A 23877-nucleotide genomic window follows, 5' to 3' on the forward strand; every position below is an offset into this window, starting at 1 on the left:
TAAAAAAAGCTTTTCGATAGATCGAATGGACTAAAAAATATGATAAAAAGATGATTTTTAATAAATTTTGAAAAAATCCTGTCGTTTCTTATATGTTGGTGATAGATTAATAGTATCTTAAATAACCAAATATTAACACAGGAGGAAATGAAGTGTCAGGAATTAGTGAAACACCTTTAGATTCATACGTCATTAATCAAACAACAATGGCGGTCCTTTCAGTTGAAGAAGGAAAAAGAGTATATTCAAAAGTCATCGAAAGAGAGACAAGCTTTTACGTTGAATTAAAGCCCCTGCAAATTATTGAACGCAGCTGCAGATTCTTCGGCTCAAGCTATGCAGGCAGAAAGGCGGGAACATACGAAGTAACAGGAATTTCTCATAAGCCTCCAATTGTAATTGACTCATCCAATCATCTGTATTTCTTCCCAACCTATTCATCCAACCGTCCTCAGTGCGGCTGGATCTCCCACAAATACATTCATACCTTCCAGGAATCATCCCTCGGAGACACGGTGGTCACCTTTACAAATGAGCAAACCATCAAACTTGATGTCTCATATAAATCATTTGAGAGTCAGGTGCACCGAACAGCATATCTCCGAACGAAATTTCAAGATCGTCTTGATGGAGGTCTTCCTAAGAAACAAGAATTTATGCTGTATCCAAAGGAACAGCAGCTCAATCTCGTATACGATTTTATATTAAGGGAGCTTCGTAACAGATATTAATCAAAAGCCAGCGGCAGAGCAGCCGCTGGACCTCTTATCTCATATGGACTTTATGCAATGCGAAAAGGGGGGGGCATACATCATAAAGATGAATTCATTGAAACCAAATACGTATGTCTCGTCGTCTATTGGTTGTATTGGGAAATGACAGGGAAATGTGAATCCTTAGACGTATTTTCATCCATTTACTCATAAATCACAGAAGTGACACGAGCTTGTCTGTTACAATAAAAGAAATCAATTCTTGCGAAGTATTTTTATGTAGTAAAGGATGCTTATATTTGACCGATATGAACGAGTGGGATGAAGAAATGGAGGCTCTGTATGAAAAAACAATCACATTTGGTGCTGCTATTTATCCTAACAGTGACATTACTAGCAGCCTGTCAGCAAGCAGGTCAATCGCCTTCAAAACAAGACGCAAAAGAAGCTGCTTATGAACAATGGGTTCAATCTTATATGGATGAGTTAAATGAATCATATGAAAAGATGACCGATCAGTTTATCTCAGATGGACATGGAAAAATTCAAACAAATAAAAAATTGACAGAAGCGACGAAAGCATTTGATCGTGTGATTCAAAAAGGGCTTGATCATCAAGAAGTTCCAGCCGCTTATCAAAAGGCCGATCAACAATTAAAGACAGGCCTTGCTTCATTTGAAAAAGGGGTTAGTAAGGTGGAGAAGCTCTTGAAGCATCCCGATCAAGAAAAGCTGTTTATATCCGCTACCCATCATTTTCAGGATGGCTTGCAGCAGACAGCCGCATTTATTGAAGAAGTAGGTCAGATTCAGCAATCATCCTAAAAAGGCTTGGAAGGTTTACTTCCAGGCTTTTTTAGATGTGAAGTATTTTCTTTAAACGGCGAACGCCCTCTTGAATCATGCTTTCGTCTGTACAGGCGAATCCTAGCAGTAATCCTTTTCGATTGCTTTCAAAACAATAAGGACTTAGTGGATAAATGCCAACGCCAGCTGCTTTTGCTACTTCAATGCTTCCTTTTTCATCAAAGTCTGGCGCTCCTTCTAAAAAGACATGAAGGCCCGTATCGGTTCCATAGATACGGAAGTGTTTGTCAAAGTGATGTGCGAGAAGGGCTTCCATCATGGCTGCCTGTCTTTTTTTATACAGCTGTCTCATTCGCCTGACATACCGCGTGAATTCTCCTTCTTTGAAAAAAGAAGCGAGTGTGATTTGTTCCATAATGGGCAGCTGTCTTTGAATGAGTGATTGCAGTACGGCAATTTCTTTTATGATTGCTTTGGAGCCGATAATGGCAGCAAGCCGGATGCCAGGCGCCAGCACCTTTGAGAAGCTTAAGATGTAAATCACATGCTCGGGTGCTTCTGAAAATAGGGAAGGGAGCGGCCCGCCATGGTAACGATAATCTCCATCAAAATCATCCTCTAATATATAAGACTGATGGCTGACAGCAAACTTTAGCAGCTGCTGCCTTCTGTTTACACTCATACATACACCAGTTGGACGCTGATGGGAGGGCGTCACAGCAATCAGTTTTGTTCGGTGGGGCAAAGTATTCACCACCATTCCTTCTTCATCAACTGGTGCGGGGTGAATGTTCATTTCGCGATGCATAAACGACAGCCTTGCCCCAGGGAAACCTGGATCTTCAACAGCTACTGTATCCCCTTTTTTAAGCAATACCTGTGAAATCAAATCAATGGCTTGCTGAGTGCCACCTGTTAACACCATTTGATCTTCTTCTACTTCAATCCCGCGCTCAACAGATAAATATTGGCGTATTTCTGAACGCACTTCCCATAATCCATGCGGGGAGGAATAGCCCCAATTCTTCATGTCTAATCGCTGTAATGCTTTCATGAGCGAGCGTTTCCATATGTTTTGAAAGTGGTCATCGATCGCCGGTTCCTGATGACGAAAATCAATATCGAGCTTCTCATGAAATTGATTGGCTGATAGCCAATGATCCATTTGTTTTTCAGCTTCTTCAAAGTGAGGTCTTATCGGAGGTGAGAAAGGCGGTTCACTTTGATGGGGAGGGGAAGCTGTATATTGATCACTTGAAATGACCCTTGTACCGCCTCTTCTAGATGTGCTGACGTAGCCTCTTGCCAGCAGCTCATCGTAGGCAAGCTGGACGGTTGATCTTGATACATTAAGCTCCTGTGCGAGCACTCTTGTCGGTGTTAACTGATCGTCAGGATGCAGTTTTTGTGAATGAATTTTTTGAATGATCTCATTCACGATTTGCTGCCAGAGCGGGGTAGCGCTTGAACGGTCTAAATGAATATACATCGTGCACCTTCTCTCGTTTTCACAACATAAGATGATGATGACACGGAATTATGGACTGGTCAATAGTGCTGTTTTTGGATGTAGGAAGTAAGCCAAATGGTGTGTACACTGTTCTCATATGTAATGATATAGAGGAGAGAGTCAAATGATCCCAGCATCCAAAGAAGAAACGGCACACTTATCCATCATCCCGTTTATTTTCGTTTTACTTGGTCTTTTTATGATTACGATTGCTGTGAATCTGCAAGTGCCCCTTTATACGGCGTATGCAGAACAAGCAGGGTACGGAAAGGCGGCAACAGCACTTGTATTTGCTGCGTATGTCTTCGGACTCATTCCAGTTTTGCTTTTTCTTGGCGGCATTTCTGACCGGGCTGGACGCAAACCGATTTTATTGGTTGCGCTTAGCTTTTCGTTATGTGCCACCTTGTTGATGATTGTACATCCTTCCATACAGATGCTTTTTGCTGCCCGGCTGCTGCAAGGTGTCGGTCTTGGTCTTAGCGTTGGAACATGCACCGCATATTTGATTGCTTTATATCCTGAGAAATCAAGCTGGATTCCAACTTTTATTGCATTATGCAGTTCGGTTGGATTTGGGGGCGGTGCTCTTTTTACGGCACTTCTTTCTTTTCAGCGTGTGTCGCTCACGCCGCTTAGCTATTGGATTGTTCTGGCCTTTTTGTTCTTAACTATTTTGGGTGTCTTCTTTTTCGTGCCGCCTGTCCAAGGAGATTCACGTAAACCGATGATGAACATGCCAAGATTTCCAAAAGGAACAATGCCGGCGAATGCAGCCATTGCTATCGCGTGGTCGGTGTGCGGCCTTGTCATTTCAATTTTGCCAGCACAGCTTAAATTAAATGGTTATGAATTGTGGGTAGGACCGGCTCTCTTTTTGATTAATATGGCAGGTGTCCTGATGCAGCCCTTTGTGCGCAAGATGAATAGCAGCACAGCGCTTCTTTTGGGGTTTATCTGTCTTCCATGCGGATATGGCCTCTTGCTATACGGTGCAAACAGCGGATCTATCTTCCTTGTGCTTGCCGGAACGATGCTGGCGGGTACTGCCTGCTATGGATTTACTTATTTAGGCGGACTTCAGCTCATTGTTGAGCGAGGGAAAAAAGAGGCGGCTAGAGCCGTTGCAGGCTATTACTTGTTTGCTTATTTAGGTCTTGGTATTCCAAGTGTGTTTGTTGGCCTCTTCGCTGATATTTACGGTACTCAACTCGTATTAACCCTATTTTTCTTGCTCGTTTTGGCTGCCTGCCTCATTTTATTCATCTCAGGTGTCAGACAGAAACAAAAGTAAGGTGTCCATCTTTCTCTTTCTCCTCCAATTCGTTTAAAATATAGAGAGGAGAGGGGAAGATGAACATGAAAAAAGTGCAGCTGGACGGCGCAGTGTGCAGATCGCAAGAAGAGCTTCACGATCAGCTAAAAACAGTTTTACACCTTCCTGATTATTACGGGAAAAACCTTGATGCCCTTTGGGACTGTTTAACAGGAGAGGTGCCTCTTCCAGTAGAACTGACATGGGTGAATTTTCAAACGAGCAAAGACGCTCTTGGCGATTATGCTGAGAGCTTGCGTCAGTTATTCCAAGAAGCAGAAGAAGAACTGAAGGGACAATTTCAATTTGATATTCAATCATGATGGAAAAAGCAGCCGCTGCCGCAGGCTGTTTTTTTGATTTTGATTTGTAAATAGGTGAGCTGTCTGATGTTTAAGATTGTGGATTCATAAAAATATGTTGTATGAAGGAAACTTTCATCAAAATATGTTATAGTGGGACCTACATTGATAGACTAAGATAGAGTGAGGGTTCGGAAAGGATGAAGGAAAAAACAAGATCAAAAAGAAGACTGAGACCTTGGGTAAAAGCCGTGCTGTTTATCATGGCATTTGTCATGGTGATGGCAGTGTCCGTGACTGGATACGCATATTATAAAATTTCAAAAGCGTCGAATAAGGCGCAAGTATCATTAGAAAGAGGAGACACCTCGCAAAAGCGTGTGAAAGCGTTTGATCCAGGAAAAGACAGCTTTTCGGTGCTGCTGCTTGGAATTGACAGCCGTCCAGGTGAAACGGTAGACGAAGCAAGAAGTGATGCGGTCTTACTGGCGGCGGTGAACCGAACAGACAAAACCATTAAGCTTCTCAGTATTCCTCGTGATTCTTATGTGGATATACCGGGAAGAGGATATGATAAAATTGCTCACGCCCATGCGTTTGGAAGTGCAGATTTGTCAGTCAAAACGGTCGAAAACTTGTTGAACATTCCTGTAGACTATGTGATTTCAGGGAACTTTAAGGCATTTCAAGACATTGTGGATGAGCTAAACGGAATTAATGTAACGATTGAAGATGAAAGCATCGTAAAACAGATGGAAAAGGATTCAAAAGGAAAAGTTCAAGTGCAGGCAGGCACTCATAGACTGAATGGCGAAGAAGCTTTAGCCTTTGTGAGAACGAGAAAAGCAGACAGTGATCTCATGCGCGGAAAGCGCCAAATGGAAGCACTTCAAGCCATCTTTGAAAAATCTAAATCGATTTCTTCGATCCCGTCATACGACAACATCATTGATACGCTTGGTGATAATGTCTCAACCAATCTTTCCATGAAACAGTTCATCGGTCTTTTTCCATTACTGAGCTCATTGAAATCAGTAGATACCATTCAGCTAAAGGGCCATGATTATCAGCCTGGGAATGTGTATTATTTTGAGTTAGATGGACCAGGATTAAATGAAGTGAGAACAGAGCTGAGAAAACAGCTTGAATTATCATAAATAAGTAGGAGCCTGCCGTCGCGGCAGGCTTTTTTTGCATGTGTAACGCGCCGCATTTCAGCCTATAGTTCATTTGTTTGTGGGAGAAAATACCGAGTCAGCAGTTCCTCTACCCGGTGACGTATACGCGGATTAAAGTATTTATGCTTTTCTTCATAGCCATTTATGATAAATAGATACGTTGTAAATCCCTCATCGTGTTCAATTTGCTGTACTTTCATATTTTCTTTACGTAAATGCTGCTTCAGTTCATAAAGTGCTTTCTGTGCTTCCTTTAACACAGAGGTCACAAGCTGAATGTATGGTTCATTTAGTTTAAATGTTTGATGTTGTTTTAAGTGTGTCAGATCACGATTGAGGATGGAGATGACCATAGGAAGAAAGATGGCCTGTTCCATCATTTGAAGCTGTACTCTTGATAGTCTCGTCATGTTCAAGCCTGCTTTCTTTATAAATAGAACAAATGTTCTTGTTTATTATATCGAATGAGTCAAACAATCTCAAGGGGGGGCGAGTGGGATTTATTTGTATATTTTTATGTTTTCCATGTAAAATGAAATGTAGACAAACCTTGAAGGAGTCAAACAAGTTGACATCATTTCTTTCTCTATTTACTCATGAAAATATCACATCATTTTTTGAAAGCTACAAGGCCTTTGGACCAATTGTTGCTATATTGCTTCCTCTGATTGAAGCATTTCTTCCTTTTTTACCACTCGTGGCGTTTGCGGTGGCAAATGCAAATGCATTCGGCCTTTGGGAAGGATTCTTATTAACCTGGATCGGTGCAAGTGCAGGTTCTATTCTTGTCTTTTTACTGATCAGAAAATTTGGACAGATGAGAATGCTGAACTTTATTAGCAGACACCCTTCCATTAAGAAATTAATGCTTTGGGTAGAGAAACGGGGATTTGGTCCGCTATTTATTTTACTCTGCTTTCCTTTTACACCTTCTGCTGCCGTCAATGTGGTCGCAGGCTTATCAAGAATTAGCATGTGGCAATTTTCATTAGCTGCTTTAGCTGGTAAGTGTGTCATGCTCTTTATCATTAGTTTTATTGGTTATGACCTTTCTGCCTTAGTAAAGAATCCGTTAAGAAGTGTTTTTGCGGTTCTAGTTATCGTTTTATTATGGTATGTTGGAAAGAGAGTAGAAAATAGGTTGAACATTAGAATGAGCAAGCGTGAGGACAAAGGAGGCTCTTAATGAAAAAGAAGCCATTGTTATGGTTGATGATTATTACATGCATCGTCTTATTGTTCCAGGTAAAGAATTTCATGTTTGTGAAGTATAAAGTAGAAGGGGTTAGTATGGACCCCACATTTACAGATGGAACAGAATTATTAATCAACAAGTTCTCGCCAAAACTCACGAAAATTAGCCGGTTTGATTATGTGTTATTTCACGGACCAAAAAATCAAATTTTGATCAAACGGGTCATTGGGCTCCCGGGAGAATCGATCAAGTATGTCGATGATCAGTTATTTGTGGATGGTGCAAAATGGAAAGAACCCTATTTAAAAGAGCAGAAAAAACATAAAATGGGGAATGTCCTGACAGGGGATTTTCAGCTGAAAGCCATCACAGGACAAGATAAAATCAAAAAAAACCATTACTTTGTGATCGGAGATAACCGAATACATAGCTTTGACAGCCGGCATTTTGGAACGATTTCAAAAGATCAAGTAGTTGGTGTCAAAAGAAATCAGGATGAATAAAAAAGAGGCGCTCTGCACATGCAAAGCGTCTCTCTTTTTTATTTAGCGGCTTTATAATCAGGATGTCTTTTTGCCCAGACATGATGTAAGAATCGAAAAAACGGTGGCAGCATAGCTATGACAAGAATGATTCTAACGACTTGTACAGCTACTACAAAGGTTGAGTCCTCATGGAGTGTAACTGCTGTTGTTGCCATTTCTGCAATACCGCCAGGCGAAAAAGCAAGAATGGCTGTAATGACAGAAATGCCTGTGACCTCAGCAATGGCAATTGAACTGAGAACCGTTGCAGCAATTAGTCCAGCTGAGCTGACGACGGCTACAATTAACGTGTTTTTTAGTCCGACAAACATTTGTTTATTCATTTTTGAACCGATGGTTGCACCTAGAAATACCTGTGATGCGATATTCGCTTGTGCTGGCCAATAAGGAATCAAATCATGACCTATGAGCGCACCTGCACCTACTTGAAGAGCAGCAACTCCTAACATGCTGCCAATCAGCCAAGGGGCAGGGAAATGAAGACGAACCGCCAGGCGTGACATAAGCCAGGCACCTAAAATAAGTGCAGCAGTCCACGAGATATTTGACAGGGTGAAAACACCGGATGAAAAGGCGCTCCCTTGAACGCCTGCAGCTGCATCCGCTGGATTTTTTGTATTTAAATAGAACACCGTAAATGGGATGGTGAGTACCACCATTAATACACGTGTTGTTTGTACGAGACTAACAACGGCTGTATTTGCTCCAACCTCTTGGGCAATCCCTGGCATAGCAGATAAACCGCCTGGTGCTGTGCCGACAAAGCTGGTCAGCATATCTGTTTTACTCAGCTTCCATAAGGCAAAGCCAGAGAGCATCGCCAGTAGAATAGAAAAAACGAGCATGAAACTCACAGGGAGCCAATGTTCAGCGAAAATATGAAGAACTTTCATGTTCATTTTCTGTCCGAGTTCGATTCCGAGAATAAATTGACCAAGGAGTAGCCATCTGCTGTGAATACGCAAGGTGTTGTTTCCTTTGCGCTGAAACAGGGTGGGACGTCGCATGGCAATAAAGGCAGCTGTGATTAATGTACCGATCATCCAGCCAATAGACATTCCTGTTAAAGACAAAAGAAATCCACCTAAACCGCTTATTGCGATCAAAATGAGATCGGTTCGAAGGCTCTTTCCTTGTTTCATCACATGTAAACCTTCTTCCTATAAATTTGTTCAGTAAGTGAAATGTTGTTATCTTCACTATAATACAAAAGTCTCTATAAATAAAATACGAATTTTTTTACCATTTTCATAAGATTATCTTATCAAGAACCCGACAGCTTCTTAATAAAAGTGAAGATATAATTTTTACCAAAAACAAAAACAAATATACAACGATTTTCCCCTATTTTTGTTATCAGTTGACTATCATTTTCAATTACACTACAATCCTTAGTGTGAGGTGATAACATGAAAATTCCTTCTTTTAAATATAATGAAAAGGGATTGAATCGTTTTTTCGGTCCTTTAGAGGGAAGAATTATGGAGATCCTTTATCAAGGTAAGGATATGCCGATTAAAGAAGTGCAGCAGAAGCTGTCAGATGAAAAGCCGATTAATTTCAACACGGTGATGACTGTGCTGAACCGCTTAACCGAAAAGGGAATTGTGGAGAAGAAAACAAAAGGGCGTTCATCTATTTATAATCCTATTTTAACAAAAGAAGAATTTCTAAATGAGCAGACAAAATGGATTACGCAAGGGCTGATGGACGATTTTGGTCCACTGGCAGTGAATCATATGGTGGATGCAATTGAAAGTGCTGACCCTGAATTACTCAAAGTGCTTGAAGCAAGGCTGGCATCCAAAAAAGAGGAGCAGCAAAATGAATAAAATGAAATCGAGCCTGCTATTTTTAGGCGGTATATTGATTGGTTTAACGATTTTTTATCAGATGGGGTATTACGTGCTTTCAAGCTTTTTTGGCTGGAATCAAGCATATAATCTCATTCATGTATGCCAATCTGTTCTCGAATTCTATGGATTCACTCCTTTGAAATATTTTCTAGATGCTTTAGTCCTCTACACACTGGGATTTGCGATTTTCTATATGACGAAGCAAATCAAAACGTACATTCAATTCAAGCAAAATCTCATGCTTGCAGTCGATCACCAGTCGACCGAATCTGTATCTGAGAAATATGCAAACGACATCATTGTGTTTCATTGTCATGAACCGCTTGCTTTTGCCATGGGTATGCTTCACCCAAAGGTTTACTTATCAACGTCTCTCATGGACATGCTGGATGAAGAGGAGATTGACGCTGTTGTTCATCATGAATTGCACCACAAATACAGCTATGATCCTTTAAAGGCCTTCACATTCTCAATGCTCACAAAAGTTATTTGGTACATTCCAGTGTTAAAGCATATGAGACAAAGCTATTCCGTTTTTCGTGAAGTGATCGCAGATGACTATGCGATTCGGCAGACAGGCACTGAGCTTGGAGTAGGGCAAGCCCTTTTGAAACTCATTAAAAAGAGAACTCAGTTTCAAAAACAAACGAAGTTTGCGGTATCCTTTGGAGATCGGGCATTGAATTTAAGAATACAAAAGATCTTAAATCCAACATACAATATTCCTTTCAATGTACCCATCATTCCCATTGTCACATCAACCATTCTCATGGTGGTCTTAATGATTATGCTTAATCTAAATTACTAATTTTTTTTACTAATTAACATTACATTATGTAGTGTAAAAACAGGAGGAATTCACTATATGAAAACGAATCAAGAAATAGGAACACTTTTCGTACGTGTTATTTTAGGTTTGATCTTCTTTCTACACGGACTTCAGGCATATCAAGGAGGTCTGGGAGGAACAGCGGCATTCTTTGGACAAATCGGTATACCGGAATTTATGGCCTATATTGTGAAGACAATTGAACTGGTCGGTGGTATCGCCTTGATTTTAGGTCTAGGAACACGTATTTTCGCAGCGCTATTTGTACCAATTATGGCTGTGGCGATTATGACGGTTGGTTTTTCTAAAGGATTTGTTGGCGGTTATGAATTTGAACTATCACTGCTTGTCATGGCGCTTTATTTAACACTTAGCGGCAGTAAGATGCTGTCCATTGATGGGCTGCTAAAACATCAGCAGCAAAGCAATGAAGCAAAATTTCATTAAACGATCATGAAAAAAACTCCTTCTGCTATGTGTGGCAGAGGAGTTTTTTTATTTATCAAATTGTCGTTTTCACGTTTGAAAAAGTGAAAGAGATGAGAGGTTTGCTGAAAATAGTCCTTTATTTTATAGATTGAATGAACAAAAAGACGATTTCATTTTTTGACGGAACATACGATCTCCTATTAAAATAGGACTATCTAAGACACATGGTGCGTTAAAAGATATAAAAACCATACAGCATGCTGCTGTTCATCTTGAGCAATACGTTTCATCAGCTCTTTTGTTCCTTGATCCCGGACATAATCTGATACCGTTAAGTAAAAATCGACCGTTCTTTGTTCATCTTTAAATGCGAAAAGAAGCCCTTCTCTAAATTGATCTGGACAAGGTTCTGTTACGCTTGGTTTGTGGTTTTTACCTGTTAAAGAATAATATAGCTTTGAAAATAGTTGATAGTGTCTGACTTCATCCTGGCGTATTTCTTGAATGATTTTTTTTGCCTCAGGAGTTTTTGCTCTTTGGGCAAGTTTTTCGTAGCATTGGATCGCAGAATATTCACCATTGATCGCTTTTTCAAGGTCTGAAATGATTCTTGTGTTTTGGCGCATGTCATATGGCGAGTAGTCATAATAACCGTAATACATGATATTGCCAGCCTCCTTTAAGTTCATGATGGTTTATGATATGAGAAGAGTTAGGAAAGGTGCCTATATCTTTTTAGGAAGGAGAAGGGGAAAATAGCTATTTACTTTTATTTTCGCTAGAATATGAGTACATAAGAAAGGTGTTGTGGAGCGTGGAAATTCAGTTTTTAGCAGGCAGATCGGGGAGTGGAAAAACGACTGCAATCTTAGAGGAAATCAAAGAACAGCTTCGGCTAGATCCGCTGGGTCCGCCAATCATTTTTTTAGTCCCGGATCAAATGACATTCTTAATGGAATACGAGCTTGCAAAAACGTCTGAAGCTGGCGGGATGATCAGGGCCAAAGTATTTAGTTTCACGCGTCTTGCTTGGTCTATTTTACAGCAGACTGGCGGAGCGAACCGGCAATTTGTGACAAGCACAGGAATTCAAATGCTTTTAAGAAAAGTGATTGAAGAAGAGAAAGAAAAGTTTAAGGTATTCAAAAAAGCGAGCGATAAGCCGGGATTTGTCGAGCAAATCGAAAAGACGATGGCTGAGTTCAAAAGATACTGCATGTTGCCGGAGGATATTGAAAAAATTTCATTATCGAGCATGCATTCAGAGTATACAGAAGAAAGACGGGCAGGCGAAAAATTGCATGATCTGCATGTTCTTTATCAGCAGATGGAGCAGCATTTACAAGATGAATATGTGCACTCAGAAGACTATTTGACGCTTCTTACGCAGCAAATTCCTTTATCTGAAGAAATAAAAGGAGCACATATTTATATAGATGGCTTTTATCAATTTACACCGCAGCAGCTTCTCGTCATTGAACAGCTTCTGCTTCATGCTGAGAAAATAACGGCTGCGTTCACAGTGGATCGTTCCTATCATGATAAGCAGCCAAATGAACTTGATTTATTTCGTATGACTGGTAAAACGTATTTCCAGCTCTATCAGCTTGCCAAAGAGTGCGGAGCGGCCATTTTTGAGCACATTTTGGAGAGAAATAACCGGCATCTTCATACGCCAGATCTTGCTTATTTAGAACGCCAATATGAGCAGAGACCGGTGCAGCCATTTCAGGAAGTAACTCCTCATCTCACAGTGTCTAAAAGTGCGAGTAAACGAGCTGAAATTGAGGGAGTAGCGAGAGAAATTCTTCATTTAGTGAGAGAAGAAGGACTTAGACTGCGAGATATTTCAGTTGTCGCGCGGCATGTAGATGACTATAAAGATACGTTAAAAGAGGTTTTTCGAGATTACGATATTCCTTTTTTTATTGATGGAAATGAATCAATGCAGTATCATCCGCTCATTGAATTGATTCGTTCGAGCTTGGATGTCATAAAAGGAAACTGGCGGTATGAGGCCGTGTTTCGCTGCGTGAAAACAGAGTTCTTATTTCCGCTCGAACTTGCCAAAAACAAAGCGAGAGAACAGGCAGATCAGCTTGAAAACTACTGTATTGCTTATGGTGTAAAAGGAGAACGCTGGACAAACGGCTCCCGTTTCCACTACAGACGATTCCAATCTTTAGATGAGGATTTTGGACAAACAGATCAAGAAATTGAAATGGAACAGATGCTGAATGATGTAAAGGAATGGATTGCACCTCCGCTTTTCCAATTGCAAAAAAGGCTGAAAAAAGCGCAAAAGGTAAAAGACATGGTGGAGGCAGTCTATGTCTTTTTAGAGGAAATACAAGTGCCGGATAAACTTGAAAAAGCTAGGCTGGAAGCAGAAGAAGCAGGTAGATTAGCTGAAGCCATGCAGCATGGACAAGTATGGGATGCTGTTATTCAATTAATGGATGAATTTGTTGAAATGCTCGGTGAGGAGGAGCTCTCATTTCCTTTATTCCAGCAGATGATGGATACAGGATTGGCCTCTTTAAAATTCGCTTTAATTCCGCCTTCACTCGACCAAGTATTTATCGGAAGTATGGATTTATCAAGAATGTATCAAGTGAAGTGTATGTTTATCATTGGGGTAAATGATGGCGTTATTCCCGCACGCCCTTCTGACGAAAGTGTTTTGTCTGAGGATGACAGGGAATGGTTAAAACGAGCAGGAGCAGAGCTGGCAGAGACAGGAAAGGAACGGCTGCTAGATGAGCAATTTTTAATTTACCAGGCGCTGTCGAGTCCATCTCATCATTTGTATCTGTCTTATTCAGTGTCAGATGAAGAGGGGCGCTCTCTATTGCCCTCGACTCTTATCAAGTATTGTCAGGAGCTTATGCCAAATCATGAGCATGCTTTGTATGTGTTAGACCCGGAACAGCTGGATGACGAGGAGCAATTAAAATTTGTAGCGAATGAGCATGTCTCGTTATCGTATACTGTCTCGCAGCTGCAGCAATGGCTCAACCAATATCCCATCAGTGGTGTATGGTGGAGTGTTTATAATTATTTGATAACGTCAACTCATCGGGATGTATCAAAAAACATCTTGTCGAGTTTGTTTTTTACAAATCGAGCGAAGCGCTTAAAACCAAACGTTACAAAAGAACTTTACGGTGATCACATTCAAGGCAGTGTTTCAAGAATGGAGAAATTTAATGCGTGTGCATTTTCTCACTTTGCTTCCCACGGGTTAAAACTAAAGGACCGGCAATTTTATAAATTGGAAGCACCCGATATCGGCCAGCTGTTTCACTCGGCTTTAAAGCATATTTCAGATACGCTTGTTGAACAAAAAAAGGATTGGAAAAACTTAACGAAGGATGACTGTGTCAACTATTCAAGACATGCAATCGAACAGCTTGCTCCGCGTCTTCAAAAGGAAATCCTATTAAGCTCTAATCGGCATGCTTATATTAAAGAAAAACTCCAGAAAATCTTGATTAGGGTCTCTTCTATCTTAAGTGAGCATGCAAGAGTGAGTGGATTTTCTCCCGTTGGACTTGAGTTAGGGTTTGGCGGCCAAGGACCTCTTCCGCCGTTTACTTTTCAATTGAAAAATGGCTGCACGATGGAGCTTGTCGGAAGAATTGACCGAGTAGATAAAGCAGAAGGTTCAAAAGGGCTTCTGTTGAGAATCGTCGACTACAAATCGAGTGAGAAAGGTCTTGATCTAGCAGAGGTATACTATGGGCTTGCCTTGCAAATGCTCACTTACTTAGATTTAACCATTACGTATTCGAAGAAATGGCTCGGTGTAGAAGCAACGCCAGCTGGCATTTTATATTTCCATATCCATGATCCGCTCATTCAAGCACCGATTCCGCTTGCAGAGGATGAAATTGAGCAGGAAATATTCAAGAAATTTAAAATGAAAGGTCTATTGCTTGAAGATGTAGAAGCGGTAAAGCTAATGGATCAAACGCTTGAATCAGGAAGATCACAAGTCATTCAAGCAGGTTTGAAAAAGGACGGATCTTTCCGTTCTGACTCTGCTGTTTTAAGTGAAGATCATTTCCATATACTCACACAGCACGTTCGACGCACATTTGAAGAAGCAGGCGAAAGAATTACAAATGGTGAAGTTGCCATTAATCCATATAAATTGAAGGATCAAACACCATGCCGCTTTTGTTCATTTAAGTCTATTTGCCAATTTGATGAATCGATAGAGGATAATGAATTTAGAGTGCTTTCATCTGAAAAGGATGATGTTGTGATAGACCGGATCAAAAAAGAAGGGGATCAGTATGCAAATACCAAAACCGAATAACAGTACTTGGACGGATGACCAGTGGGAAGCCATCGTTTCAGAAGGACAAGATATTCTTGTTGCGGCGGCAGCAGGGTCAGGTAAAACAGCTGTTTTGGTTGAACGGCTGATTCGAAAAATGACCCGTCCAGAAGATCCAGTTGATGTGGATCGTCTGCTCGTTGTGACTTTCACAAATGCATCTGCGGCAGAGATGAAGCATCGGATCACAGAAGCACTTGAAAAGGAATTAGCGAAAAACCCCGGGTCCCTTCATATGAGAAGACAGCTGTCGCTCATGAATCGTGCCAATATTTCTACCTTGCACTCCTTTTGTTTGCAGGTTCTGCGCACCTTTTATTATGAAATTGACCTTGATCCAGGCTTCCGTTTGGCTGATCAAACAGAAGGAGAATTATTAGGAGATGAAGTGTTGGATGAACTGTTTGAGGATGAATATAAAGCTGGAAAGCCATCGTTCTTTGAACTGGTTGATCGCTATACTTCTGACCGTCATGATTTAGACTTGCAATGGCTGGTGAAGAAAATTTATGAGTTTTCCAGATCTCACCCTTCACCTGAGCAATGGATGAGGGCATTTCTTTCTCTTTATGATGTAGATGTTCAAACAAAAGTAGAACAATTACCGTTTTACCCATATATCAAAGAGGACCTTTCTCTCGTTTTTCGAAGCTGTCTGGAACTACTTGAACGAGCTCTCGCCCTATCAAAAGAACCGGGCGGCCCGGCACCGAGAGCAGAAAATTTTATAGATGATCTAGAGCAAGTCAATGAATTAATCAGGCACCAAGATGATTTTGAGAAGCTTTACGAGCTGGTGCCAAACATCAATTTTAAAAGGCTCAAAACATGTAAAGGGGACGAATATGACCCTGTGCTGTTAGAAAAAGCCACAGATGCACGTAATCAAGCAAAAAAACAATTAGAAAAGCTTAAAGATGAATACTTTATGCGCAGTCCAGCCCAGCATTTGAAGAGTTTAGCTGAAATGAAGCCGGTGGTCGAAACACTTGTGGAGCTTGTCATCCAATTTGGACAGCGTTTCGAAAAAGCGAAGCAAGAAAAATCAATCGTGGACTTTTCGGATTTAGAGCATTATTGCTTACGCATTTTAGCAGAGCAGGATGCGGAAGGAAATTTGATCGAAACAGAAGCGGCTAAGTACTATCAACAGCAGTTTGAAGAAGTGCTCGTTGATGAATACCAAGATACAAACCTTGTACAAGAAACGATTTTAAAACTTGTATCTAAAGGGGAATATGCTGCAGACGGCAACCTGTTTATGGTTGGTGATGTAAAGCAGTCCATTTATCGTTTTAGACTGGCTGAGCCCATGCTCTTTTTAAACAAATATAAACAATTTACAGCAGACGGCAAAGAAACAGGGAAGAGAATTGATTTAAATAAAAACTTCCGCAGCCGTTCAGATGTGTTAGACAGTACGAACTTTTTGTTCAAACAGCTGATGGGGGAAACAGTTGGAGAAATTGAATATGATGAACAAGCTGAATTAAAGCTTGGAGCGAGTTATCCAGAAAGCGAAGATACAACGACAGAAATGCTTCTTGTCCATTTAGATCAACAGGAAGCAGAAACTGACGAAGAGCGAGAAGAATTAGAGACCGTACAGCTTGAAGCGAGAGTCATTGCTAAAAAAATAAGAGAATTGGTGGAGCAGCCATTTCAAGTGTACGATGCAAAACAGCAAATGACCCGTAACTTGCAGTATAGGGACATTGTGATTTTGCTTCGTTCTATGCCATGGGCCCCGCAAATGATGGAGGAATTGAAGAAGCAGGGAATCCCTGTGTATGCGAATCTTTCTTCCGGTTATTTTGAAGCAACAGAGGTGTCTGTCATTCTTTCTCTGTTAAAAGTCATTGATAATCCATATCAGGATATCCCGCTTGCAGCTGTATTAAGATCACCACTTGTCCATTTAGACGAAAATGAAATGGCACTGATTCGCACGAGTGATAAAAAAGGCACTTATTATGATGCTGTGAAGGCATTTATGAGTGTGACTCATTCAGATCACCCTACATGCAAAAAACTAGAACGATTTTTCAGGTTGCTGCGTAAATGGCGTGATTTCTCGATGAATCATTCAGTAGCGGAATTGATTTGGGAAGTATACCGCGATACGCAGTATCTAGATTACGTTGGCGGGATGCCTGGAGGCAAGCAGAGACAGGCGAATCTCCGCGCTCTTTATGATCGATCAAAGCAGTATGAAAAAGCTGCCTTTAGAGGACTGTTCCGTTTTCTTCGTTTTATCGAAAGAATGCAGGAGCGTGGAGATGATCTTGGTGCGGCAAAAACGTTCAGTGAAACAGAGGATGTTGTTCGCATGATGACGATTCACAGCAGTAAAGGGTTAGAATTTCCAATCGTCTTTACCGCAGGACTCGGCAGGAACTTTAATATGATGGACTTAAACCAGTCCTATTTACTTGATAAAGAGCTAGGTTTTGGAAGCAAGTATATCCATCCTGAGCTGAGAATTAGTTATGCAACATTACCGCTTGTAGCGATGAAAAAAAAGATGAGGAAAGAGCTGTTATCTGAAGAGCTGAGAGTTCTATATGTGGCGCTCACAAGGGCTAAGGAAAAATTATTTCTGGTCGGCTCTGTCAAAAATCAGGTGAAAGCATTAAGCAAATGGCAAAATGCTGCAACCGGAGAAGATTGGCTGCTCCCTGATTTTGAACGTTATCAATCGAAAACATACTTAGATTTTATTGGTCCTGCTCTCATCCGTCACCAAGCAATGTCATCTATTTTAGAAGAAACAGGTGATGTTGTTCTTTCGCATCCATCAGCATTCACAATCTCATTTACTCAAGCTTCCGATCTTCTAAAAGAAGATATGTCACTTGAAAAGAAGCAGCAAGACGAGGTGGTACAAGCTTTGATGGAGGGTCTGCCTGTTGAAGAATATGGTGATGCTGATGAGAAAGTAGCAGAGAGACTTTCATGGAGATACCCATATCTAGCGGCTTCACAAGTCGGCACAAAGCAGTCTGTTTCCGAGATAAAGAGAATGAAAGAAATACAGGATGAGTACAGTGTTCCTTCTTCTCTTCGAAAAGCTCGTGCCACGTTGTATGACCGGCCGGCTTTCATGAAGAAAAAAGCACTCACTGCCGCAGAGCAAGGCACCGCAATGCACACAGTCATGCAGCATATTGCGCTTCCTTCTGACAAGCCCTACGATGATTCACGTATACAGCAGCTGCTCAATTCATTACAGCAGCGAGATTTGCTAACAAATGAGCAAGTTCAGTCAATTGATCAAGACGGAATTGCAGCCTTCTTCTCTACTTCTATTGGTCAAAAGCTGCGAAAAGCGGACTGGGTAAAACGAGAAGTGTCATTTAGTATGGTATTACCTGTTAAAGAGGTATACAGCCATATTGATGCAGAGGGGGAGCCTGTCCTTATTCAAGGGATGATTGACTGTTTATTTGAAACGGACGGAAAGCTATATTTACTAGATTATAAAACCGATAGAGTGCAAGGCAGATTTACAGACGGCCTTGAAGCAGCTGTGCCTATATTGAAAAAACGCTATGAAACTCAAATAGCGTTATATGCAAAAGCAGTAGAACGTTTAACAAACAGAACATTAGAGGAGAAAATTCTTTATTTCTTTGATGGGAATATAGAAATTTCATTATAAATGTTTCGAATGAGAGGTGAATCACATGAGGATTCTGCATACGGCGGATTGGCATTTAGGAAAAACCCTTGAAGGCCGAAGCCGGCTTGATGAGCAAGCACAGTTTTTAGATGAGCTGTATCAAATCGTAAAAGACGAACACATTGATGTCATTGTCATGGCTGGAGACGCCTTTGATACAGTGAATCCGCCTGCTAGAGCAGAGCAGCTTTTTTATGAAAGTCTATCCGCCTTATCTGATAAAGGAAAACGTCAGGTCGTGGTCATCTCAGGCAACCATGATAATCCGGATCGACTATCCGCCGCATCTCCTTTAACAAATGATCAGGGAATTCATTTAATTGGATATCCGACAAATGATATCATCCGCGTCGATGTTCCTTCTTCGAGTGAACGTTTATCCATCGCAGCACTCGCTTATCCGTCTGAAGCGAGACTAAACGAGGTGCTGGCTGAAACATTTGAAGAGAAAGTGCTTCGTGATCATTACAATTTAAAAATACAGCAAGCATTCCAGCATTTAAGCACTCAATTTCAATCCGATACGGTCAATATCGCAACGAGCCATATTTATGTGGCCGGAGGAAGTCAAACAGATTCAGAAAGACCGATTGAAGTAGGCGGTGCATATACCGTTGCGGCTGAAAGTCTGCCAGAAGCAGCCTGCTATGTGGCCCTTGGTCATTTGCACCGGCCGCAAACCATCAAGCGTGCCAAAACGATCGCCCGCTATTCTGGGTCACCTCTTGCTTACAGCTTTTCTGAATCAGGATATGCCAAATCAGTCACGATTGTTGAGGCAAAACCTAATGAAAAAGCAAGCTGGAAAGAAGTGTTGTTATCAAGCGGAAAACCACTTGTGAAATGGAAGGCGACAGAGGGACTAAGTCAAGTACACGAGTGGCTGGATGAAAAACGGGATCTTCAGGCATGGATTGATTTAGAGATTCATTTAACAGATCAGCTCTCCATAGAAGAGATCCATCAGCTCCGAAAGCAGCATAGCGGGTTTGTTCATATTAGACCAAAATTTAAAGAACTGCAGCAATTGGAAGAACAAAAGCAAGTTGAAAAGCTCTCGATCGAAGAGCGGTTCGTGAAATTTTATGAGCGCCAGACAGGCGGCGGACTTCCTGATGAAAAAACAGTCAAGCTGTTTTTGGAGCTCGCCAATGAAATGCAAGAGGAGGAAGCGACTTGAAGCCGATTACGCTAACCATTAAAGGACTTCATAGCTTCAGAGAAGAGCAAACAATTGACTTTAGCTCATTATGTGATGCAGGTGTGTTTGGCATTTTTGGACCGACAGGAAGCGGAAAATCGTCCATATTAGACGCGATGACCCTGGCACTCTATGGCAAAGTGGAACGGGCATTAAATAATACACATGGTATTTTGAACCAAGCGGAAGAGAAACTGTCAGTTTCCTTTACGTTCGCTTTGCAGAAGGAACACCATATTTCTTATAAAGTCGAACGTGCTTTTAAGCGGGCGGATGAAATGAAAGTCAGAACGACACTATGCCGTCTGATTGAAATTGGTGATACGCAGACAGTCCTTGCAGATAAAGCGAGTGAGGTCAATCGTAAAATAGAGGAATTACTCGGGTTAACTATTGATGATTTTACGCGTGCGGTCGTCTTGCCCCAAGGGAAGTTTGCAGAATTCCTTTCCTTAAAAGGAGCCGATAGACGACAAATGCTTCAGCGTTTGTTTAACCTGGAAAAGTATGGGGATCAGCTCGTCAAACGTTTGCGTGCAAAGGCGCAGAATCAGTATGGACAAAAAAATGAACTGCTTGCTGAGCTGAATGGTTTAGGTGAAGCTGGTCCAGAGGCGCTCGCAAAGGCAAAGGAAGCGGCAGAGCAGGCAAAGGCTATTTTTCATGAGAAAAAACAAGCGCGGGATGAAGCGTTCACTGTTTTTACAAAGGCGCAAACAATTTGGCAGTATCAAAAGGAACAAGAAGCTTATGAGACGGAACTAAACCATCTGAATCAACTGGCACCATCAATGGAAGAAAAAAGGGCAAAGCTTCATATTGCTGAGCAGGCAGAGGCATTAAAGCCCTATGCGGATGCATTAACAAAGGCTGAAAATCAGCTTTCTCAAGCATTAAAAGAGAAGCAGGAAGCAGAAAATCAGCTTCTGCATCAACGAACGATCTATGATCAAATGACGCAGAACTATGAGCAAGCCAGACAAAAGAAAATAGAAACTGAGCCGGAACTTCTCCAAAAGAAAGAGCAGCTGATTCAGCTAAAGGAAATTGAACGAAAAAAAGAGGCGGCTCTTCAGGAAAAGACGGCAATCGAACAGAGAAAAAATAATACAGCGCAGCAATTATTACAAAAAAAAGAAGAAGCAGACAATCTCCAATCATTGTTAGAACGTGCACTGGCAAAACAAACACAGCTGAAGCGTGAGCTGGAGCCATTACAAGTCTCTGTAAAAGAACGGAAAAGTGTACAGGATGCTTTGCGATTAAGCGAAAATGTTCAAAGAATACATCAAAGCATACACAAGGAAGAACAAAAGATGGAGGAGCTCAAAAAGCGATCAACACAGACCGCAGCAGCATTTGAAAAGCTTCAAAAACAGCAAAAAGACCATCATGAAAAAATAGACCAATCGTTTCAAGCGATTGAACAGCTCTATTTCTATGTATGTGAATTCGAACGGGCTTTTACAGAATGGAGTAAAAGAGAACAAAGTCAGAAGCTCGAAAAATTAAAACAGCGTGATGCTGTTAGGGCGGCGGAATTAAGAAAAGAATTAGCGGCAGAGCTTGTAGATGGTGAGCCATGTCCTGTTTGTGGATCGGTTCATCATGACTCAAAGGCATTGGAAAACAATGACCATGAAGAAACAGTGGCACAAATCGATGAAGTGATTCAACGGATGGACACAGAGCTTAAGCAGGCAGAGGAATACACAAGAGACATGTATGCCGCCAAGCAGCTATTGGAAACGCACGCTAATCAATTAGTAAAACAATTTGCCTTTTTATCTCAGAAAGCTCCAGGTGCGGAAGTTGCGGCAGCAGTAGAAGCAGTGCAAAATCCGGAGTCCTTGCAGTATCTCATGCAAGAATGGAAAGGCTTGAAACAAGATATTCAAGAAGTTGATCGTAAACGAGCTCGTTTAATGGATGAAACACATGATCAAGCAGCAGAGATAAACAAGATAAAAGATCAAATGACATTTGAACAGCAGCGTATCGAAGAATTAGACGGGCTGATCAAGGAGCTTCAATCTGAGCTTTCAGAGCAAACATCTCAATTTGAACAGGCCTTCCCGCATTTTACTTTGCATCAAGTACAAGAGATGCAAAAGCAAATAGATGAAAAGGACCAGCAAGCGGAAGGCTATAAAGAGCGGATTGAGAAAAGCATTTCATTTTTAGAAGAAAAACAGCAGGCAAAAGAACATCTGCAAACAGTCATATACGATGTGGAGAAGGAACTTGATAAACTAGCGCATCAGCTGGAAAGTCAGCAAAAGCTCATTCATCAATATGAAACAGATTTAGGGCGATATCCATTAAAAGCTGTCTCTATTTCTGAAGAACTGATCGAGGTTGAACACACGCTTGTTCGTCTCAATGAAATGGAACAGCAATCGTACAAGCAATTACAGCACGCACAGGAGCTCTTTAGTCAGGCACAAAGCCATTTTTCAAGCAGTGAGCGTCAGCTTCAAGAGGCTGAACGAAGAAAACAAGATGCAAGAGCAGCATGGGATAAAGAATCGGAGTCTTCTCCTTTTGATAAGCCTCAAGAGATTGCATCTGCTTTCCTGAATCAGGCAGTACGTCAATCAGTTAAACAAGAAATTGATGAATTTGAGGATAAAAGAAAGCAATGTGCCGCAAACTTAAAGCGAATTTCTGAACTGCTGAAAGATGAGTCACTAGATGAAGAGCAGTGGACTGATATTCAACTGAGGAAAGAAGCGGCAGAAAAGGCATTGGAAGAAGCAACAGTGATGAGCGGCTCTGCTTATGAACATCTGCGTGTGATGGAAGAAAATCACCAGCGATTTGCAAGTATTCATGAACGCTTAGCGGAGCTGCAGCAAGAAATTGATCGGCTTGATAAGCTGCAAACCGTGTTTAAAGGAAATACATTTGTTGAGTTCTTAGCAGAAGAACAGCTGGAAAGTGTCAGTCGTGATGCTTCTGCCCGTCTTGGTATTTTGACAAGACAAAGGTATGCGATTGAGGTGGATTCAGAAGGCGGCTTTGTCATGCGCGATGATGCGAATGGCGGTGTCAGACGTCCAGTGTCCAGCTTGTCCGGCGGGGAAACCTTCCTGACGTCGCTTGCGCTTGCACTAGCTCTTTCAGCGCAGATTCAGCTGAGAGGTGAGTTTCCGCTGCAATTCTTTTTCCTTGATGAAGGCTTTGGTACCCTTGATCAAGACTTGCTTGATACGGTCATTACCGCATTAGAGAAATTACAATCCCAAAACTTAGCTGTTGGTGTCATCAGCCATGTGGAAGAATTGAAAATGCGGCTGCCGAAAAAACTGATTGTCCATCCAGCAGATCCAAGCGGGAAAGGAACAACAGTCTCCATGGAATTAATGTAAAGATTGAGGTGATGACACGGTGGCAAAGCAAACAATTGGATTATGTGAGCTGTGCGGAAGACAAGAAGTCCTGCTCACAGAACATCACTTAACGCCAAGAGAAGAGGGTGGTGCTTTTTTACCGACTGCCTTCTTGTGCATCCCTTGTCATAAACAAGTACATGCCCTTTTTACAAACCAGGAGCTTGCCGCACGTTTGAACACAATTGATGCACTGAGGCAGGATGATAAGCTTGCTTCGTACATCAAATGGATTCGGAAACAGCCGGCAAGCAAGCTAGTTAAAACAAAAAAATCGAGACAGCGCAGAAAGAAATAAGCATAAAAAAGCGCTCCTCTATTTGAAATAGGTGTAGAGGAGCTGCTTCATGCATTACCTACCATATTCTGATCATTTAAGTCAGGATCCACATAGTTGGTGGCGCTAATGCCATTATTTAATATCAAGAAATCTCCGGTATTCCCCGCTCCAGAGCCTAAAGCAGATTTTGACGAACTTTTAGGCGACAGGTAGAATGAGTCACCGACGTTTACGACGCCTCCAGAAATAGAGTTAATGTAAATGGGTCCGACAATTGCTGGCATAATCGACATCCTTT

At 41.4% G+C, this 23877-nt stretch carries 20 protein-coding genes; 15 read left to right on the top strand and 5 right to left on the bottom strand.

What is annotated here, in order from left to right; all coding sequences use genetic code 11:
* Positions 1-152: 152 nt before the first annotated feature.
* Both QSJ46_RS15675 and QSJ46_RS15680 read left to right on the top strand, forming a co-directional pair.
* The gene (locus QSJ46_RS15675; RefSeq protein WP_039177625.1) at positions 153-731 is read left to right on the top strand and encodes a competence protein ComK; all 579 of its coding nucleotides are present in this window, start codon (positions 153-155) and stop codon (positions 729-731) included.
* A gap of 324 nt (positions 732-1055) precedes the next feature.
* Positions 1056-1538, top strand: a complete 483-nt coding sequence (locus QSJ46_RS15680; protein ID WP_039177626.1) for a hypothetical protein — start codon at positions 1056-1058, stop codon at positions 1536-1538.
* A gap of 31 nt (positions 1539-1569) precedes the next feature.
* Here the strand turns inward: QSJ46_RS15680 and pdxR are convergent, their stop codons facing one another.
* A complete protein-coding gene (pdxR, locus tag QSJ46_RS15685) occupies positions 1570-3009 on the bottom strand; it encodes a MocR-like pyridoxine biosynthesis transcription factor PdxR (RefSeq protein ID WP_107163836.1) in 1440 nt (479 codons plus the stop codon).
* Between the two features lie 145 nt (positions 3010-3154).
* Here pdxR and QSJ46_RS15690 point away from each other — a divergent pair, with 145 nt between their 5' ends.
* From QSJ46_RS15690 to QSJ46_RS15700, 3 genes are all read left to right on the top strand, one after another.
* Positions 3155-4324 (top strand): MFS transporter, encoded by a 1170-nt coding sequence (locus QSJ46_RS15690; protein ID WP_047202356.1) that lies wholly within the window; start codon positions 3155-3157, stop codon positions 4322-4324.
* Between the two features lie 65 nt (positions 4325-4389).
* Positions 4390-4668: a barstar family protein gene (locus tag QSJ46_RS15695; protein ID WP_212040244.1), complete on the top strand. Its 279-nt coding sequence runs from the start codon at positions 4390-4392 to the stop codon at positions 4666-4668.
* 179 nt (positions 4669-4847) lie between these two features.
* Positions 4848-5804: an LCP family protein gene (locus QSJ46_RS15700; protein WP_285604974.1), complete on the top strand. Its 957-nt coding sequence runs from the start codon at positions 4848-4850 to the stop codon at positions 5802-5804.
* A 62-nt stretch (positions 5805-5866) separates the two neighbouring features.
* Here the strand turns inward: QSJ46_RS15700 and QSJ46_RS15705 are convergent, their stop codons facing one another.
* Positions 5867-6235 carry a YhjD family protein gene (locus tag QSJ46_RS15705; RefSeq protein ID WP_285604975.1) on the bottom strand — a complete coding sequence of 123 codons (369 nt, stop codon included), beginning with the start codon at positions 6233-6235 and terminating at the stop codon, positions 5867-5869.
* 158 nt (positions 6236-6393) lie between these two features.
* Between QSJ46_RS15705 and QSJ46_RS15710 the strand changes: the two genes are divergently transcribed.
* A complete protein-coding gene (locus QSJ46_RS15710; RefSeq protein WP_024425492.1) occupies positions 6394-7011 on the top strand; it encodes a TVP38/TMEM64 family protein in 618 nt (205 codons plus the stop codon).
* Positions 7011-7523, top strand: coding sequence for a signal peptidase I (gene lepB, locus QSJ46_RS15715; RefSeq protein ID WP_047202354.1), 513 nt, complete (start codon positions 7011-7013; stop codon positions 7521-7523). Before QSJ46_RS15710 ends, lepB begins: the two co-directional genes overlap by 1 nt.
* A gap of 38 nt (positions 7524-7561) precedes the next feature.
* Here the strand turns inward: lepB and QSJ46_RS15720 are convergent, their stop codons facing one another.
* Positions 7562-8707: an AbrB family transcriptional regulator gene (locus QSJ46_RS15720; protein WP_047202353.1), complete on the bottom strand. Its 1146-nt coding sequence runs from the start codon at positions 8705-8707 to the stop codon at positions 7562-7564.
* Between the two features lie 267 nt (positions 8708-8974).
* Here QSJ46_RS15720 and QSJ46_RS15725 point away from each other — a divergent pair, with 267 nt between their 5' ends.
* Genes QSJ46_RS15725 through QSJ46_RS15735 form a run of 3 tightly spaced genes read left to right on the top strand, consistent with a single transcriptional unit; the run spans position 8975 to position 10697 of the window.
* A complete protein-coding gene (locus QSJ46_RS15725; RefSeq protein ID WP_047202352.1) occupies positions 8975-9397 on the top strand; it encodes a BlaI/MecI/CopY family transcriptional regulator in 423 nt (140 codons plus the stop codon).
* Entirely contained in the window at positions 9390-10229 is an 840-nt protein-coding gene (locus tag QSJ46_RS15730; protein ID WP_285604976.1) for a M56 family metallopeptidase, read from the top strand. Before QSJ46_RS15725 ends, QSJ46_RS15730 begins: the two co-directional genes overlap by 8 nt.
* Before the next feature lie 57 nt (positions 10230-10286).
* Entirely contained in the window at positions 10287-10697 is a 411-nt protein-coding gene (locus QSJ46_RS15735) for a DoxX family protein (protein WP_039177642.1), read from the top strand.
* A 197-nt stretch (positions 10698-10894) separates the two neighbouring features.
* Here QSJ46_RS15735 and QSJ46_RS15740 read toward each other — a convergent pair whose 3' ends face one another.
* Positions 10895-11341 carry a ferritin-like domain-containing protein gene (locus QSJ46_RS15740; RefSeq protein WP_047202349.1) on the bottom strand — a complete coding sequence of 149 codons (447 nt, stop codon included), beginning with the start codon at positions 11339-11341 and terminating at the stop codon, positions 10895-10897.
* Between the two features lie 152 nt (positions 11342-11493).
* On the opposite strand from QSJ46_RS15740, the gene addB reads away from it, so the two are divergent.
* Genes addB through QSJ46_RS15765 form a run of 5 tightly spaced genes read left to right on the top strand, consistent with a single transcriptional unit; the run spans position 11494 to position 23597 of the window.
* The gene (gene addB, locus QSJ46_RS15745) at positions 11494-15003 is read left to right on the top strand and encodes a helicase-exonuclease AddAB subunit AddB (RefSeq protein ID WP_285604977.1); all 3510 of its coding nucleotides are present in this window, start codon (positions 11494-11496) and stop codon (positions 15001-15003) included.
* Positions 14981-18685, top strand: coding sequence for a helicase-exonuclease AddAB subunit AddA (gene addA, locus QSJ46_RS15750; RefSeq protein ID WP_285604978.1), 3705 nt, complete (start codon positions 14981-14983; stop codon positions 18683-18685). Before addB ends, addA begins: the two co-directional genes overlap by 23 nt.
* Positions 18686-18710: 25 nt before the next feature.
* A complete protein-coding gene (sbcD, locus tag QSJ46_RS15755) occupies positions 18711-19886 on the top strand; it encodes an exonuclease subunit SbcD (RefSeq protein WP_047202346.1) in 1176 nt (391 codons plus the stop codon).
* Positions 19883-23278: an AAA family ATPase gene (locus QSJ46_RS15760; protein WP_285604979.1), complete on the top strand. Its 3396-nt coding sequence runs from the start codon at positions 19883-19885 to the stop codon at positions 23276-23278. The genes sbcD and QSJ46_RS15760 overlap by 4 nt, the downstream gene beginning before the upstream one ends.
* A 19-nt stretch (positions 23279-23297) precedes the next feature.
* Entirely contained in the window at positions 23298-23597 is a 300-nt protein-coding gene (locus QSJ46_RS15765; protein WP_285604980.1) for an HNH endonuclease, read from the top strand.
* A 47-nt stretch (positions 23598-23644) separates the two neighbouring features.
* Here the strand turns inward: QSJ46_RS15765 and QSJ46_RS15770 are convergent, their stop codons facing one another.
* A complete protein-coding gene (locus QSJ46_RS15770; protein WP_003211468.1) occupies positions 23645-23863 on the bottom strand; it encodes a spore germination protein in 219 nt (72 codons plus the stop codon).
* Positions 23864-23877 lie beyond the last annotated feature (14 nt).

Source organism: Bacillus sp. YKCMOAS1 (genome assembly GCF_030268125.1).
Lineage (GTDB): Bacteria > Bacillota > Bacilli > Bacillales > Bacillaceae > Bacillus > Bacillus safensis.